Source organism: Pantoea sp. R102 (genome assembly GCF_004916815.1).
Classification (GTDB): domain Bacteria; phylum Pseudomonadota; class Gammaproteobacteria; order Enterobacterales; family Enterobacteriaceae; genus Pantoea; species Pantoea dispersa.
The window spans coordinates 21,974-37,605 of the sequence record NZ_SDFT01000056.1; the positions used below are offsets into that span (position 1 = coordinate 21,974).

The window sequence follows — 15,632 nt, forward strand, 5'->3', positions numbered from 1 at the left end:
ATTTTGCTGTGTGATTTCAAATTTTCTTCAATACGGCTGGAAGTGGTACTTCCGGCACCGTGACGTCCGATCTCTGCGTATCGCGACGATCCTGAATCCACATATCACCCATCATCTGATTAAGTCCCCGATCCAACCCGGTGACCAGCCCGGCGCCTGGCGTGAACGTCAGCTCACCGAAGTAGATTTGTTCGCCATCGATATACCAGTCCACGCGCACATAATCGAAATCGCTGGCCAGCGTTTTACTCAGCGCCAGCGCGTGCTGCAGCTGTGGCAGCAGCGGTGACACATCCAGCCCGGTATCACGAATTTTGTGATACGCCTCGTTAAGATTGTTGACGTAAAAGTTCATCGACAGCAGCGGATTACAGCGGTTGTAGATCACCTGCAGCACATATTCAAAATTGCCGTCGCGCTTGTTGAACATGTGAAACTTGTAATCGATCGGCGCGGTTTTGCCATCGCCGATGTACTTCTCTACCAGAATGCGCGGCTTAATATAGCGATAGTGAATCTCGCGCGCCTCGTTGGCGAAGTCGGTCTTCAGCCAGCGCTGGCAGTCGCTGATAATCTGCTGTTTTTTCAGCGCATCCGGTTCTTCCAGCAGGATCTCGACCATGTTGGAGCCGTGATTCGGCTTGATAACCGTGTTCTTCCAGCTCGGCAGCGTATGCAGTGAGTGCGGATCGCTGGTCTCATAAACCAGCGGAATCAGATACTCACTGCCCACCTTTTCGGCAATGTACTCACGCACCGAAAACTTGTCCGACAGGCGGCCATAGCACTGGTAGTCGCCGTAGACGAATTTGCGATACAGCACTTTCTCATTGAACACCTTCGGCTGACGCAGGTTCGGCAGCTTACGGAATTTGTGAAAGTAGTAGATGCGATCCTGGTAAGCCCAGGGCATCTTTTTGATGAAATACTGTACGCTTCTTCTGAGTTCGTCTTTCAACCTGATCATATCTGACCTCATTTGTAGGTTTTGTAGTTGAGTGAGGAAACCTGAATTTTTTGGATGACGCCGTTTTTGAAGAAGTAATTCATTACGGTCAGGGACAGTAACTCCGTGATGAAGACGCTCCAGGCGGCACCCATGATGCCGTAGCCCTGGATCAGCCACCACGACAGCGGCAGGCTGATGACCATCAGACAAATGATCTTCTTCAACAGATAGTTAAACCCGCCCTCTTTCACCATGTAGCGATAAGCGACGGTCCCCATTGCCGAAAAGCAGGTTGCTAACGACAGTAACGTAATGAGACTTCCGGACTGTGTGTACTCGTGACCATATAAAGCGATGATGATTTTTTCGCCGTACAAGGCGATCACCGCTAATAACAGCAATGAAACTCCCATGACATAGCCGTTCAGCCGCGCGGTGAGCTTGATCGCGGCTGCTCCACGCTCGCGGAAAATCTCCGAGAAGCAGGAAGTGATGATGGCAACCGGGATAAAAATCCAGGAAGCCGAAATGGTATTCGCGGCGGCGAACAGGCCAAGGTCGCGCGCTGAGGCGATGCCCGCGAGGAACATCTGTGCGGCTTTCACCTGCACCGAGATAAAGATGCTGGAGATGGCCAGCGGCAGGCCGGCATACATCAGGTAGCGCAGGTAGGTGGTGCGCTTGTCCTGCGGCGGTGCCAGATCCTGATGTTCGCGATAGAAATTGACGCGCTTGATGGCGTACGGCACCAGTGTGACGGCCACAATCGAGGCGGTGAGCCACAGTGGATTGAGGTGCAGCCAGGCGATGGTGAAGCTCATGGCAAAGCCCAGCAGCAAGCCGGCCGAGTTAGCAATGGTATTGAGCCGCGACGCCAGCCGCGCATTGTTATAAACGCTGAAGGTGTCCTGGGTGACAAACACCGACGAGATAAACGAGGCCAGTGCAAACGCAAGGAAGTTTTCCTGCATGTTGTACCAGACCCAAATCAACACCGGGATTGATGTCAGCAACAGTAGCACCAGGCGCATGGTCCGCGCCACGGTCATCAGCCGCAGGCCTTTCGGCGCACTTTTGCTGATGCGCTTGAACAGGATGGTTTCGGTACCAAAAATCGCCACGGTTTGCACCATGGAGAACAGCGAGGTCGAAAACGCCATTTGACCAAACACCGTTGGGCCAAAGGATTTTGCCACGTAGGAGGTCACAAATATGACGCCGAATACCGAGACGATCTTCTCAGACATCATCCAGGCGGCATTAGACATTACGCTCAATTTCATTGACTGGTCCTTAGTATTACGTACAGCAACTGCTTTTCGGTACAACGTCCTTGAAATGAATTAACAAGCGCTCAGTGGGCCTGACACAATTTAATAACTTCAAACCAGGCTGGTCCGAAAAATGAGACTCGCGTCAGAGTTTAGCGATTAAATTCAGGAAAATTCCGATTAAACCTGGTGCGAAGCCCGATGGATGTAAACGATTTCAACCCGAATTCAGGACAAAAGTTCACAGGCATATCCTGAGTTTTTTGCAAGCAGGCTATGCCGAATTTCCAATGATTGTCGTATTTTTCTGCATTTGGGATGGAATGAATCTATATCAAAAACCCAGCACCAGGAAGGCGTTCAATGGCATTCAGAATAAAATAAGATTTATCCCATGATGATATTTATTCTAAATAACTTAATTTAACCCTCGCAATTCTAATCGCGCACTTTAATACTGCATTAATACCGTTTTTGCAGTACCAGATATTAATACAGTAATTCTCATCCACTAATTGATAAGAAAGGTAAGAGCATTTATGAGAAAGTCACGATATAGCGAAGAGCAAATCACAAATGCCATTAAAGCTTCTGAAACGGGAGTGAAAGTCAGGGAGATTTGTGAGGAGCTGGGCATTTCCGAGGCCACCTTCTATAGCTGGAAGAAGAAGTTCTCCGGGCTTTCTTCAGAGGAGGGTCGAAAAATCAAGGAGTTGGAGGATAAACTGCAGAACCTTACGCGCGAGCTGCAGACCCTGAGCTCCGACAAGGAGATGCTGCAAAGCGTGCTGAAAAACTTCTTCACTACGAATGAAAAGCGTCAGGCGGTCAACTTCCTGCAAACCACTTTCGACATCGGTACCCGTCGCAGCTGTCGTTTACTGGATATTAGCCGTAGCGTTTATCATTACCCTTCCGGTTCCGATAATCGCTAATACCATTGAGGCCGATGTTATATGACTTAATGCTGAGATTTGTTCTTACCAGAAGAGATGAAGATCATTAAATTCGGCATTCGCTACATAACAATTCGAACCACTTTTTCCTGATGAATGCCATCACGGAATCACTTCCTTTTTTGCGGTAAAATTGATTCACACCAGCAAAAGCCTCGCGTTTCAAGCCATTTAGACTTAGCCCAATCTCATTTTGGTGAGATTGGTGCTTAGTCTATTACTTCACGATTACTAATAATCAGACCTGATCACAGACAATTCTGTTAAGCGTTAATGAACAACACGGTGTAACCGCTCACACATTGGCTCAGTTTTAAACTGGATCTGGCCGCTGCGTTTATGATCGCTTTGGCGATCAGCGCTAGTCGGCTAACTCTTAAACCACACCAGGAATACTCCGGTTCAAAAACGTTATGATGTTTAAACTATAAAGCCGAAAAACGGTTATCCACGGTAAATACTGCGCTTAAATCCATCGTCATCTTTAATCTTTTTTTCTGGCAGCTGTTGGGAATCATTCTTAACAATGCCGGTAACGCTTAAGGCTAAGGTGGCTTCTCACGCTGGAATTTCAGTGCCACAGTCGGGTAAAAATCCGACTGGCGAAGAGTTTTTTACGCGCTAAACCGGCGAATTGTTGCCCGATATGCGCTTTTTTTATCCCACCGGAACGCTTTAAGGCAGCGAAAGTCGACCTTTTAGCGTGCTGACGGCAGAGAGTTTTATAGCGGAAGAGAATGAAAACCGGGCGGCCGTAGCGCTGGTCGGTTATATAGCGTGCGCGTGGCGGCCAGTATCAGGTCACTGAGGCGGGATTACCGGCTGGTCAAATTCCTAAAATATCAGGGGAAAGCGCTGCTGAGTGGATGACTCAGCAGCGAGGCAGGGTTAAGGAAGCGCGCTCAGCCGCTGCGGTTTAATGCGCATGGCATAGATCACGCCAACGATCAGACAGCCGATGCCGATGCTGGTGAGCAGCGGTGGCCAGCTCTGGCGGTAAATGAAGGTCCACAGCAGGCCAGAGAGCGTTTCGAATACGATGAGCGGCCCCATCACCACCGTTGGCAAACGCTGACTGGCGGCATTCCAGCACAACGCCGCCAGCCATGAGCAGAACAAACCAATCGCCAGCATCAGCCAAATAAAACGCGCCGGCTGCGGGCCGAACGGCAAAGCGAAATCGGGCTGCTGCCAGTGAATCTGCAGGCTCACCAGCCCATAAAACACCAGCGCCAGCGGCAATGTCACCAGTCCCTGCGCGGTGGCCCAGCTCGACGGTTTGTGCTGAGGATGTTCGCGCAGCCAGCGCGCATTGCGCAGCGGATACCAGGTCCAGCACACCACTGCCAGCACCGCCAGCAGCAGGCCACTCAGGTAGCCCCAGAGATCAAATGCCGACCCCTGCCCGTGCAGTTCCGCCGCGTTGACGCAGCCCAGCCCGACAGCAATGATGACCAGCGCGGGCATCAGGCGGCGCCACGGCAGTCGCCCTTCGAGGTGGCCATAACAGAGGTTAGCGGTAACGGTGATCACCACCGGCAGCGTGCCGATGATCATGGTGGAGACCGGTGCGCCGGTGCGCTGAATCGCGCTGGCGAGGCAGGCGTAATAGAGCAGATTGCCCACCAGCGACAGCTTCACCGCCTCCGTCCAGTCCGGGCGCGTCAGCTGTTTTAGCCGGCGCCGGCTGAGCCACGCCAGCGGCAGCACCACCAGACCAAAGGCAACATAGCGACCCGCCGATTGCAACGTGCCCGGATAATCGGGTATCAGCAGCGGCCCGACAAAAATCATGCCCCACATCAGCCCCGCCGCGAGGGCAAACACTATTCCTGCAAACATACACCTTTCCTTTATCTTCAATCCGCCACAGTGTGGCGCAGGAAAAGGTGAAAGGCTTGTAGCAGATTGCGGTTAACGTGCGCTGAACACCTGCTTTTGATAGCGTCCCGGCGTAATGCCGTAGCGATGGGCAAACGCCCGCGTCAGATGCGCCTGGTCGGTGAGGCCAACCGCCGCCGCCACACTGGCGGCGCTCTCGCCCTGCGCCAGCCGCTGCTTGGCCTCGAACAGGCGGAAGGCCATCAGCATTTGATGGGGAGTGACGTGAAAGTGTTGTTTGAAACTGCGCAGAAAATGCCACGGCGACAGCGATACCAGCGCCGCCAGCTCCTCCAGCCGCACCGGTTCTGCCAGGTTATCGCGCAGCCAGGCTTTTACCACATCAAAGCGGTGGGCGCCTTCGCGCGGCCGCGCGACGCCCTGCTGCGCCAGCGGACGCAGCCACTCCAGCAGATCCAGCAGCGCGCCCTGCCGCTCGAGCGCACTTTGCGCCTGCCACATCTGTGCCAGCGCATGGGAGAAAGGTTGTGCCAGACGCGCATCGGTGCGCAGCGCATCGCTGAACCACCAGTTGCGATCGCCGGTCAGCCGATCCATCTCCGCCGGATCGATATAGATCATGCGATAACGCCAGCCTTCGGCGCAGGCCGATTCACCGGTGTGCAGTTCATCGGGATTCATCATCACCAGCGAATGCACCGGCGCGACATAATTGGTGCCGCGGTAGCGAAAGCGCTGCGCGCCGGATTCGATGGTGCCAATCCCGAAGGCTTCGTGGGTATGGGGCTCAAAAGCGTAGCGGGAGATGTGCGCCTGATAAAGCTCAATGCCCGGCAGCTCAGCAAAGTGCTGAAACTGCGCACGATCCTGCTCACAGGGAAAGACTTCAGGAACCACCGTCACCACACACCTCCATACGCTATCAGGCAGTAAGCATGCGCGGCGCGCACAAAAAAAGCAAAGCCCAATCGCTTTACGCGCCTACCCGTTCAGCGCGACACTGGGGCCTGACCTATAAAGGAGGCGACAATGGCACAACGGGTGGTAATGGTAGTGGATATGCAAAATGGCGTGCTGGCAACGCCGCGTTACGACCGCGCCGGACGCTGCGCGCGCATTAATCAGCTGATGGCCGCCGCCGATCAGGTCATTTTTATTCAGCATAGCGGGCCGGATTTAGCCGCTGACTCCGCAGACTGGCAAATAGTCGCCGAACTGGAACAACCCGCCGACGCGCTTTACATCACCAAAACCGCCTGCGACAGCTTCTGGCAAACCGGGCTCGCGGCGCAGCTTGAACAGCATCAGATTGAAAGCTTTGTCATTTGCGGCTGCGCCACCGATTATTGTGTCGATACCACCATCAAAGTCGGGGCCAGCCTTGGCTATCACATCACCGTGGCGGCCGACGCCCACACCACCGCCGATCGCACTTATGTGTCGGCGCAGCAACTTATTAATCAGCACAACGAAGTGTGGGCGGATTTGATCATGCCGGGCAATCCGGTGCGGGTTAAAACCACGGAAGAATTACTGCGGGAGTGGCGCGCGCATTAACGTCGTTGTATGAACGTGCGGAGAGAAAAGTTTTATTGGACAAGAGCTTTTGAAATGGAGCCCTCGCAGAAGCGAGGGCTGGATAACGCGGTGATCGGTACGCCAATCAGAACGGGATATCGTCGTCGAAATCCATTGGTGGTTCGTTGTTCGCCGGTGCGCTCTGCTGCTGTGGACGCTGCTGCGCGCCGCCGCTGAACTGGTTGCCCCCACCCTGTGGCTGCTGCGGCTGGCCCCAGCCGTTATTGTTGCCGCCGCCCTGGCCGCCCATCGGTGCGCCACCGCCGTTGCCGCCCTGCTGACGACCACCCAGCATCTGCATGGTGCCGCCCACGTTCACCACCACTTCGGTGGTGTATTTGTCCTGACCGCTCTGGTCCTGCCATTTACGGGTGCGCAGCTGGCCTTCAATGTAGACCTGCGAACCTTTACGCAGATATTCGCCGGCGACTTCAGCCAGCTTGCCGAACAGCACGACGCGGTGCCATTCGGTGATCTCTTTGTTTTCACCGGTTTGCTTGTCGCGCCAGCTCTCTGACGTGGCCAGCGTAATGTTGGCTACCGCGCCACCATTCGGCATGTAGCGCACTTCCGGATCCTGACCCAGATTCCCGACAAGAATCACTTTGTTTACGCCACGACTGGCCATGTTGCTGTCTCCCGATGAGTTGATGCTAAAAGTCTAAGCGAAAAATTGTATCACGTCACAATGACGCTTCCCACTTTCGAGCGGGATTCCAGTTTTTCGACCGTGACAGGATAGCAAAAACACTGGATATTTATTCAGTTTATTTTTTGTGCCATAATGATGCGTTTCTGCTGGTCGTGCTGGCAAGGCATGGCGAGCGTTGCCTAATCCGGGAAAGGTGAATGGATAAGATTGAAGTCCGCGGTGCTCGCACCCATAATTTGAAGAATATCAACCTGATCATCCCACGCGACAAGCTCATTGTAGTGACCGGTCTGTCGGGTTCCGGTAAGTCTTCGCTGGCGTTTGATACGCTGTATGCCGAAGGCCAGCGCCGCTATGTTGAATCGCTTTCTGCCTATGCGCGCCAGTTTCTTTCCTTAATGGAGAAACCGGACGTAGACCACATCGAGGGGCTGTCGCCTGCCATTTCCATTGAGCAGAAGTCGACGTCGCACAACCCGCGCTCGACCGTCGGCACCATCACTGAAATTCATGACTACCTGCGTCTGCTGTTTGCCCGCGTGGGTGAGCCGCGCTGTCCGGATCATAACGTCACGCTGGCGGCACAAACTGTCAGCCAGATGGTCGATCAGGTCCTGGCGCAGGAAGAGGGTCGGCGCCTGATGCTGCTGGCGCCGGTGGTAAAAGATCGCAAAGGCGAGCACACCAAAACGCTGGAAAATCTGGCGGCGCAGGGCTACATCCGCGCACGTATTGATGGCGAAGTGTGCGATCTGTCGGATCCACCCAAGCTGGAGCTGCAGAAGAAACACACCATTGAGGTGGTGATCGATCGTTTCCGCGTGCGTGACGATCTGGCGACGCGTCTGGCCGAATCCTTTGAAACGACGCTGGAACTGAGTGGCGGCACGGCGATCGTCGCGGATATGGACGATCCCGATACCGAAGAGATGCTGTTCTCAGCTAACTTTGCCTGCCCGGTATGCGGTTACAGCATGCGCGAGCTGGAGCCGCGCCTGTTCTCGTTCAATAACCCGGCCGGTGCCTGCCCGACCTGTGACGGCCTCGGCGTCCAGCAATATTTCGATCCCGATCGCGTGGTACAAAATCCGGAGCTGTCGCTGGCCGGTGGCGCCATTCGCGGCTGGGATCGCCGTAACTTCTACTATTTCCAGATGCTGCGCTCGCTGGCGGAACATCTGGATTTCGATGTCGAAGCGCCGTTCAATAGCCTGAGCGACAAAGCGCGCGAAGTGATTCTGTACGGCTCCGGCAAAGAAAACATTGAGTTCAAATATATCAACGATCGCGGCGATACCTCGGTGCGTCGTCATCCGTTCGAAGGCGTGCTGCATAACATGGAGCGCCGCTACAAAGAGACGGAATCCAACGCGGTGCGCGAAGAGCTGGCGAAGTTTATCAGCAACCGCGCCTGCGCCAGCTGCGAAGGGACGCGCCTGCGTCGTGAAGCGCGCCATGTGTTCGTGGAAGACACCAACCTGCCGACCATCTCGGATATGAGCATCGGCCACGCTATGGACTTCTTCCGCAATCTGAAGCTGAGCGGCCAGCGCGCCAAAATCGCCGAGAAAGTGCTGAAGGAAATTGGCGACCGTCTGAGCTTCCTGGTCAACGTCGGCCTGAATTATCTGTCGATGTCGCGTTCAGCGGAAACACTGTCCGGCGGTGAAGCACAGCGTATTCGTCTGGCGAGCCAGATTGGTGCCGGTCTGGTTGGCGTCATGTACGTACTGGATGAACCGTCCATCGGTCTGCATCAGCGCGACAACGAACGCCTGCTGTCGACGCTGATTCACCTGCGCGATCTCGGTAATACCGTGATCGTGGTTGAGCATGATGAAGACGCGATTCGCGCCGCTGACCATATTATTGATATCGGTCCGGGCGCTGGCGTGCACGGCGGCCAGGTGGTAGCCGAGGGCGATGTGCATGCCATCATGGCGCACGAAGATTCTCTCACCGGTCAGTTCCTCAGCGGCAAGCGTGAAATCGCGGTGCCGGCAGAGCGGGTGAAAGGCGATCCGTCCAAAGTACTGAAACTGAGTGGCGCGCGCGGTAATAACCTGAAGGATGTCACGCTGACGGTTCCGGTTGGGCTGTTTACCTGTATCACCGGCGTGTCCGGTTCCGGCAAATCAACGCTGATTAACGATACGCTGTTCCCGATTGCGCAGCGCCAGCTGAATGGTGCTACCAGCGGTGAAGCTGCGCCGTATCGCGAGATCGCCGGGCTGGAGCACTTCGATAAAGTGATCGACATCGATCAGAGCCCGATCGGCCGGACGCCGCGCTCAAACCCGGCCACCTACACCGGGATTTTTACCCCGGTGCGTGAACTATTTGCCGGCGTGCCGGAAGCGCGTTCGCGCGGCTACAATCCGGGCCGCTTCAGCTTTAACGTGCGCGGCGGCCGCTGTGAAGCCTGTCAGGGCGACGGCGTAATTAAGGTCGAAATGCACTTCCTGCCGGACATTTATGTGCCGTGCGATCAGTGCAAAGGCAAACGCTATAACCGCGAAACACTGGAGATTAAATACAAAGGCAAGAGCATTCACGAAGTGCTGGAGATGACCATCGAAGAGGCGCGTGAGTTCTTTGATGCGGTACCTGCGCTGGCGCGTAAGCTGCAGACGCTGATTGATGTCGGCCTGTCGTATATTCGTCTTGGCCAGTCGGCAACCACGTTGTCCGGCGGTGAAGCGCAGCGCGTTAAGCTGGCGCGTGAGCTGTCGAAGCGCGGTACCGGTCAGACGCTGTACATTCTCGATGAACCGACAACCGGCCTGCATTTTGCCGACATCCAGCAGCTGCTGGAAGTGCTGCACCAGCTGCGCGATCAGGGCAATACCATCGTGGTGATTGAGCACAACCTCGACGTGATTAAAACCGCTGACTGGATTGTCGATCTCGGTCCGGAAGGCGGCAGCGGCGGTGGTGAAATCCTGGTGGCCGGCACGCCGGAAACCGTTGCACAGTGCGAAAAATCGCATACTGCACGCTTCCTCAAGCCGATGCTGAAAAAGTAGGTTTAATGCGCCGCACCCGCTGTTGCGGCGCGTTTTTTCTGATCTCGCCACGGCTCACCGCTCCGGTTACTCGCCAGCCGGTGCCATTGTCTGAATGCCTTAGCAAATGCAGAAACAGGCAAGAAACAGACAACTTCAGGCATATACGCATCGCGTCCCGCTGACTATTCTTACTGCGTTCCTTTTGGCGCCGCTGACGCGCCTCTGTCCTTCAGTGTCATCACTGAACGGACCCCTCGCAAAAAATACTCACGACACATCTGACTGGAGACACCATGAATATTACGCATGCCTATGCCGCACAGGACGCGAAAGCCAAACTCGCCCCGTTCGATTATAAGCCGCGCGAACTGCGCGCTCATGATGTGCAGATTGAAGTGTTGTACTGTGGCGTCTGCCACTCGGACCTGCACCAGGCGCGCAACGAATGGCGCAACACCGTATTCCCGGTGGTGCCAGGCCATGAAATCGTGGGTCGCGTCACCGCCGTTGGCGCGCACACGCACAAATATAAAGTGGGCGATTTAGTCGGCGTCGGCTGTATGGTCGACTCCTGCCGCAGCTGCCCAAGCTGTCAGGAAGGACTCGAGCAGTACTGTGAAAACGGCTTTGTTGGCACTTACAACGGCCAGGATCGTGAAACCGGCGCCATCACCTACGGCGGCTACTCCACCAGCATGGTGGTTGATGAAAGCTTTGTGCTGCGCGTACCGGAAAACCTCGATCTGGCGGGCGTTGCGCCGCTGCTGTGCGCCGGTATCACCACCTATTCCCCGCTGCGTCACTGGAATGTCGGTCCCGGTAAAAAAGTCGGTATCGTTGGTCTGGGCGGTCTCGGCCATATGGGCGTGAAGATCGCGCATGCGATGGGTGCGCACGTGGTGCTGTTCACCACGTCACCGTCAAAAATTGAAGATGGCAAACGCCTCGGCGCTGACGAAGTGGTGATTTCGAAAGAGGCTGACCAGATGGCACAACATACCAACAGCTTCGACTTCATCTTAAATACCGTCGCCGCGCAGCACGATCTCAACCCGTTTATCGCCCTGCTGAAGCGCGACGGCAACATGACGCTGGTCGGCGCGCCGGAGCACGATCACCCGGCACCGCAGGTGTTTAACCTGATCCTCAAGCGTCGCAGCATTGCCGGTTCACTGATTGGCGGTATCGCCGAAACCCAGGAGATGCTGGATTTCTGCGGCAAGCACGGTATCACTTCGGATATCGAGCTGATCGCCATGAACCAAATCAACGACGCCTATGAGCGCATGCTGAAAAGCGACGTGAAGTATCGCTTCGTGATTGATATCAACACCCTGCGTGAAGAGTCTGCGGCTTAATCAGCGCGTCTCATCATCATGGCTGACGCCCGCCGCGCGCGTGGCGTCAGCCTGTTGCCACGATGCATCAACCAGATAGTAAATCTGCGAATCCTTCAGCGATCCATCCAGCCACAGCGTGCTCCAGTGCGACTTATTGAGATGTTCACTTGGAAACACATCGTGGTGTTCATCGCGCAACACCTCCGCCAGCGCGGGCGAGGTCTTCAGCGACAACGCCGGTCGCCCTTCAACGTCATGCACCATGGCAAACAGCACGCCATCGCTCTTCACCTGGGTTGCGTCCCACTCATCTTTATAACTTTGTGAAGCGCCCGGTTTGCTCATGCAGTAAGTCAGTAAATCCGACGTGTTCATGTTTTTATTCCCCTTGTAAGGTGGCGACGATGCGCCGCGCGCCGCCGTGTACCCGATGTTCGCCCAGCCAGATCCCCTGCCAGGTGCCGAGCAGCAGTTTGCCGCGGCTGACCGGGATCAGCAGCGATACGCCAAGCAGTGACGATTTGATGTGCGCCGGCATGTCGTCAGCGCCTTCATAGTCGTGCTGGTAGGACGCATCCTCTGGAACGCACCGCAGAAAGTGCTGCTCCATGTCGCTGCGCACCGTAGGATCGCAATTTTCATTGAGCGTCAGCGACGCTGAGGTGTGCTGCAACAGCAGATGCAGCTGGCCGATGCGCAGGTCCGTTAAGCCATTAAGCTGGCCGACAATCTCGTCGGTGATCAGATGAAAGCCGCGCGCCTTCGCGCTCAGCGTGAGAGTTTGTTGCTGCCACATGCCACATTCCTGGGTTAAACCGTTTACTTAAGTGTGCAGCATGTCGGCGAAAGGTAAACCCTTCAGCGGGAAAAAGCGGCAGAGCGCTTGCTCTGCCGCCGGCGCATCAGTCACTCAGCTTGTCAGCCAGCGCTTTTACCGTGGTGATATCGTCCTGCGTTACCGCCGCCAGACGCGTGCCGTACTCGCTATCGGCCTTATAAAAGAACGAGAGCATCGCCAGCCGGCTTTGCGCGTCGGCGCTTTTCAGCGCGCCACCGAGCGAGGTGAGCAGATCGCCCCGCTCTTTCGCGTTAAAGGAACGATACAGCTCCCCTGCCTGGCGGAAATTCTGCGGTTTGGCGATCATCGCCTGCTGCGTACTGCCGCTAAGCGGCGTATGGCTGTAACGCGCGCTTTGCAGCTCTTCACGCGGATAGATGCGGCTTGGCTGGTAATTAACGCCTTTGTCATCGGCGTTACCGCTGTCCATCAGGCCATCCTGATTGCCGTTGCTGACCGGGACGCGCGACGCATTGACCGGCAGGCTGAGGCCGTTCGCGCCCACGCGGTACAGCTGGGTATCAGCATAGGAGAACAGGCGGCCCTGCAGCAGGCGATCTTCAGACGGCTCAATGCCCGGCACCAGATTGGACGGCGCCATCGCCACCTGCTCGGTTTGCTGGAAGAAGTTGTCGACGTTGCGATTCAGCACCATCTGCCCGATTTTCACCTCTGGCACGTTTGGCCAGATTTTGGTGGAGTCGAGCGGATTGAAATCGAACTTATCCAGTTCGCTGGCTTTAATGGTCTGAATGTAGAGATCCCACTTCGGAAACGCTTTGCGGTTAATCGCCGCCACCAGATCTTCTGTCATGTGGCTGTAACTGCGGCCCTGGATCGCTGCCGATTCAGCCGGATCGAGGTTGCGTTCGCCCTGTAACGTTTTCCAGTGAAACTTCACGTAGTGCACTTCGCCTTTGCTGTTCACAAACTTGTAGGCGTGCACGCTGTTACCGTCCATTTCGCGATAGGTCGCCGGCGTGCCCATGTTGGAGAACAGCATGGTGAGCGCGTGTGTGGCTTCCGGTACGTGGGAGAAGAAATCGAAGGTGCGCGCATCGTTATCGAGGTTAGTGCGCGGATCCGGTTTAAACGCGTGCACCATATCAGGGAACTTGATCGCATCGCGGATGAAGAACACCGGCAGGTTGTTGCCCACCAGATCCCAGTTGCCCTGGCTGGTATAGAATTTGGTGGCAAAACCACGCGGATCGCGCAGCGTTTCCGGCGAATGCTTGCTGTGCACCACGCTGGAGAAGCGCACAAAGACCGGCGTCACCGTTCCCGGTTTAAACACCTCAGCGATAGTCAGATCGCTGATATCTTTGCTGGCGCGAAATTCACCGTGCGCGCCGGTGCCACGCGCGTGCACCACACGTTCCGGAATACGTTCACGATCAAAGCGCTGCAGCTTTTGAATCAGCTGCACGTCCTGTAACAGCACCGGGCCATTGGCGCCGGCAGTTTGTGAATTCTGGTTATCGCCGACCGGCGCGCCGTTGTCACGCGTCAGCTCAACGGCCGCAGCAGGCAGTGCGAGCGCCAGCGTCATGGCAATGCAGAGGGGTTTCAGTGCGGAAGGGAAATAGCTCATGGGCGGTTCCTTATTGTGATTGGCGAGCGCTCTGGCAGTGCGCCAAAGCGCGCCGGCAAAAAATAGCGCCCTCACTAACAGGAACACACAAGACCCGTCCCGATTACCCGGGGTTAAGGTGTTATAGCCATGCGGAATGCGGCCGCCAGCCAGCATGGCCGGCAAAGAAGAGCGTGGAAAAGCGGGGGGCGGCAGAAGGTACAGCGGGAACTGCGGGAACAGACAATGCGTGGATGGCTGAACGAATGCCTGCCAGCCGCGCGGCTGACAGGCATCGCGTCAATTACATTACGGCAGCAAACGCCTCAGCTACCTGATTGACGTTGCGGCTGTTGAGACCGGCGACACACATGCGGCCGCTGGCGATCAGGTACACGCCGAACTCTTCGCGCAGGCGGTCCACCTGCTGCGCGCTCAGGCCGGTATAGCTGAACATACCGCGCTGCTTCAGCAGATAATCAAAGTTTTTGCCGGGCAGTTTACTGTTCAGCACATTGACCAGCACCTGGCGCATTTCGATGATGCGCAGGCGCATCGCTTCCACTTCCGCCAGCCAGTTGTTGAGCAGCGCTTCGTCGTTCAGCACGCAGGAAACCACCTGCGCACCAAAGTTCGGCGGGCTGGAGTAGTTGCGACGCACGGTCGCTTTCAGCTGACCCAGCACGCGTGCCGACTCTTCTGCGCTGTCGCAGACAATCGACAGGCCGCCCACGCGCTCACCGTACAGCGAGAAGATTTTCGAGAAGGAGTTGCTCACCAGTGCTGGCAGGCCCGCCGCGGCAATCACGCGAATCGCGTAAGCGTCCTCTTCCATGCCGGCACCAAAGCCCTGGTAGGCGATATCGAGGAACGGAATCAGCTCCTGCGCTTTCAGGACCTCAACGGTTTGATCCCACTGCGCGTTGGTCAGATCCGCACCGGTCGGGTTGTGGCAGCACGGATGCAGCAACACGATGGATTGCTTCGGCAGCGTTTTCAGTTTGGCGATGAAGGCATCGAACTTCACGCCGTTGGTGGCGTCGTCGTACCACGGGTAGGTGTTAACGTTAAACCCGGCACCGTTAAAGATCGCCACATGGTTTTCCCATGTCGGATCGCTGACCCATACGCTGGCGTCCGGGAAGTAACGCTTCAGGAAATCTGCGCCCACTTTCAGCGCACCGGATCCGCCCAGCGTCTGGATTGAGGCAATGCGCCCCGCCTGCAGCATCGGGTGCTCTTTACCAAACAGCAGCGGCGCAATGGCGTTACGATATGGACCCAGCCCTTCCATTGGCAGATAGAGCGAAGCCTGATGTGGCTGCGCCTGCAAACGCTCTTCCGCGGCGGCCACCGCCTGCAGCTGAGGAATGATGCCGGCTTCGTTGTAATAGAGACCGATGCTCAGATTCACCTTGTAGTCACGCGGGTCCTGTTTGAAGGTTTCCATCAGCGACAGAATCGGATCGCCAGCATAGGCATCAACGTTTTGAAACACGGTGCAGATCTCCATGATTATTCATAAATGTGTGGGTCGACTTCATCAAACAAAATAGCGGCCGGGACGGTGATTCATGGCGATGATGAGATTGAGCATCACCGCGCCGGCGATGGAGGCCAGCAGC

General features: G+C 56.0%; 13 protein-coding genes and 1 pseudogene. 4 read left to right on the plus strand and 10 right to left on the minus strand.

All coding sequences use genetic code 11. From position 1 onward, the window contains the following. Positions 1 to 16: 16 nt before the first annotated feature. The gene (locus ERD80_RS08035) at positions 17 to 967 is read right to left on the minus strand and encodes an ATP-grasp fold amidoligase family protein (RefSeq protein WP_031279756.1); all 951 of its coding nucleotides are present in this window, start codon (positions 965 to 967) and stop codon (positions 17 to 19) included. A gap of 8 nt (positions 968 to 975) precedes the next feature. Beyond that, positions 976 to 2,232: a polysaccharide biosynthesis C-terminal domain-containing protein gene (locus tag ERD80_RS08040; RefSeq protein ID WP_021507835.1), complete on the minus strand. Its 1,257-nt coding sequence runs from the start codon at positions 2,230 to 2,232 to the stop codon at positions 976 to 978. A 527-nt stretch (positions 2,233 to 2,759) separates the two neighbouring features. On the opposite strand from ERD80_RS08040, the gene ERD80_RS08045 reads away from it, so the two are divergent. Next, positions 2,760 to 3,155: a transposase gene (locus ERD80_RS08045; RefSeq protein ID WP_031279757.1), complete on the plus strand. Its 396-nt coding sequence runs from the start codon at positions 2,760 to 2,762 to the stop codon at positions 3,153 to 3,155. Positions 3,156 to 4,064: 909 nt separating this feature from the next. On the opposite strand, the gene ERD80_RS08050 is transcribed toward ERD80_RS08045, so the two are convergent. Together ERD80_RS08050 and ERD80_RS08055 are read right to left on the minus strand one after the other, a co-directional pair. Beyond that, a complete protein-coding gene (locus ERD80_RS08050; RefSeq protein WP_058780887.1) occupies positions 4,065 to 5,018 on the minus strand; it encodes a DMT family transporter in 954 nt (317 codons plus the stop codon). Between the two features lie 72 nt (positions 5,019 to 5,090). Further along, positions 5,091 to 5,921 carry an AraC family transcriptional regulator gene (locus ERD80_RS08055; RefSeq protein WP_021507838.1) on the minus strand — a complete coding sequence of 277 codons (831 nt, stop codon included), beginning with the start codon at positions 5,919 to 5,921 and terminating at the stop codon, positions 5,091 to 5,093. A 126-nt stretch (positions 5,922 to 6,047) separates the two neighbouring features. Here ERD80_RS08055 and ERD80_RS08060 point away from each other — a divergent pair, with 126 nt between their 5' ends. Next, positions 6,048 to 6,575, plus strand: coding sequence for an isochorismatase family protein (locus tag ERD80_RS08060; RefSeq protein ID WP_021507839.1), 528 nt, complete (start codon positions 6,048 to 6,050; stop codon positions 6,573 to 6,575). 106 nt (positions 6,576 to 6,681) lie between these two features. Here ERD80_RS08060 and ssb1 read toward each other — a convergent pair whose 3' ends face one another. After that, a complete protein-coding gene (ssb1, locus tag ERD80_RS08065; protein ID WP_021507842.1) occupies positions 6,682 to 7,224 on the minus strand; it encodes a single-stranded DNA-binding protein SSB1 in 543 nt (180 codons plus the stop codon). 221 nt (positions 7,225 to 7,445) lie between these two features. On the opposite strand from ssb1, the gene uvrA reads away from it, so the two are divergent. Both uvrA and ERD80_RS08075 read left to right on the plus strand, forming a co-directional pair. Beyond that, positions 7,446 to 10,274: an excinuclease ABC subunit UvrA gene (gene uvrA, locus ERD80_RS08070; RefSeq protein WP_021507843.1), complete on the plus strand. Its 2,829-nt coding sequence runs from the start codon at positions 7,446 to 7,448 to the stop codon at positions 10,272 to 10,274. Positions 10,275 to 10,549: 275 nt separating this feature from the next. Continuing rightward, complete coding sequence (locus ERD80_RS08075) at positions 10,550 to 11,614, plus strand: NAD(P)-dependent alcohol dehydrogenase (protein ID WP_058780888.1); 1,065 nt, start codon at positions 10,550 to 10,552, stop codon at positions 11,612 to 11,614. On the opposite strand, the gene ERD80_RS08080 is transcribed toward ERD80_RS08075, so the two are convergent. The 5 genes and pseudogenes from ERD80_RS08080 to ERD80_RS08100 all read right to left on the minus strand — a co-directional run. Beyond that, on the minus strand, positions 11,615 to 11,971 hold the full coding sequence (locus ERD80_RS08080; protein ID WP_136546472.1) for an MmcQ/YjbR family DNA-binding protein: 357 nt from the start codon (positions 11,969 to 11,971) through the stop codon (positions 11,615 to 11,617). It abuts the gene before it with no gap. 4 nt (positions 11,972 to 11,975) lie between these two features. After that, on the minus strand, positions 11,976 to 12,392 hold the full coding sequence (locus tag ERD80_RS08085; protein WP_136546474.1) for a secondary thiamine-phosphate synthase enzyme YjbQ: 417 nt from the start codon (positions 12,390 to 12,392) through the stop codon (positions 11,976 to 11,978). 106 nt (positions 12,393 to 12,498) lie between these two features. Beyond that, positions 12,499 to 14,028: a catalase gene (locus ERD80_RS08090; RefSeq protein WP_136546476.1), complete on the minus strand. Its 1,530-nt coding sequence runs from the start codon at positions 14,026 to 14,028 to the stop codon at positions 12,499 to 12,501. 283 nt (positions 14,029 to 14,311) lie between these two features. Next, positions 14,312 to 15,505 carry an amino acid aminotransferase gene (locus ERD80_RS08095; protein WP_136546478.1) on the minus strand — a complete coding sequence of 398 codons (1,194 nt, stop codon included), beginning with the start codon at positions 15,503 to 15,505 and terminating at the stop codon, positions 14,312 to 14,314. A gap of 45 nt (positions 15,506 to 15,550) precedes the next feature. Then, positions 15,551 to 15,632, minus strand: a pseudogene (locus ERD80_RS08100) (YitT family protein); the annotation flags it as partial.

Bases quoted from the DNA above. Each gene is read 5' to 3' on its own strand.
- ERD80_RS08045 (WP_031279757.1), top strand. From the start codon at position 2,760: ATGAGAAAGTCACGATATAGCGAAGAGCAAATCACAAATGCCATTAAA.
- uvrA (WP_021507843.1), top strand. From the start codon at position 7,446: ATGGATAAGATTGAAGTCCGCGGTGCTCGCACCCATAATTTGAAGAAT.
- ERD80_RS08080 (WP_136546472.1), bottom strand. From the start codon at position 11,971: ATGAACACGTCGGATTTACTGACTTACTGCATGAGCAAACCGGGCGCT.
- ERD80_RS08090 (WP_136546476.1), bottom strand. From the start codon at position 14,028: ATGAGCTATTTCCCTTCCGCACTGAAACCCCTCTGCATTGCCATGACG.
- ERD80_RS08075 (WP_058780888.1), top strand. From the start codon at position 10,550: ATGAATATTACGCATGCCTATGCCGCACAGGACGCGAAAGCCAAACTC.
- ERD80_RS08060 (WP_021507839.1), top strand. From the start codon at position 6,048: ATGGCACAACGGGTGGTAATGGTAGTGGATATGCAAAATGGCGTGCTG.
- ERD80_RS08085 (WP_136546474.1), bottom strand. From the start codon at position 12,392: ATGTGGCAGCAACAAACTCTCACGCTGAGCGCGAAGGCGCGCGGCTTT.
- ssb1 (WP_021507842.1), bottom strand. From the start codon at position 7,224: ATGGCCAGTCGTGGCGTAAACAAAGTGATTCTTGTCGGGAATCTGGGT.
- ERD80_RS08050 (WP_058780887.1), bottom strand. From the start codon at position 5,018: ATGTTTGCAGGAATAGTGTTTGCCCTCGCGGCGGGGCTGATGTGGGGC.
- ERD80_RS08035 (WP_031279756.1), bottom strand. From the start codon at position 967: ATGATCAGGTTGAAAGACGAACTCAGAAGAAGCGTACAGTATTTCATC.
- ERD80_RS08040 (WP_021507835.1), bottom strand. From the start codon at position 2,232: ATGAAATTGAGCGTAATGTCTAATGCCGCCTGGATGATGTCTGAGAAG.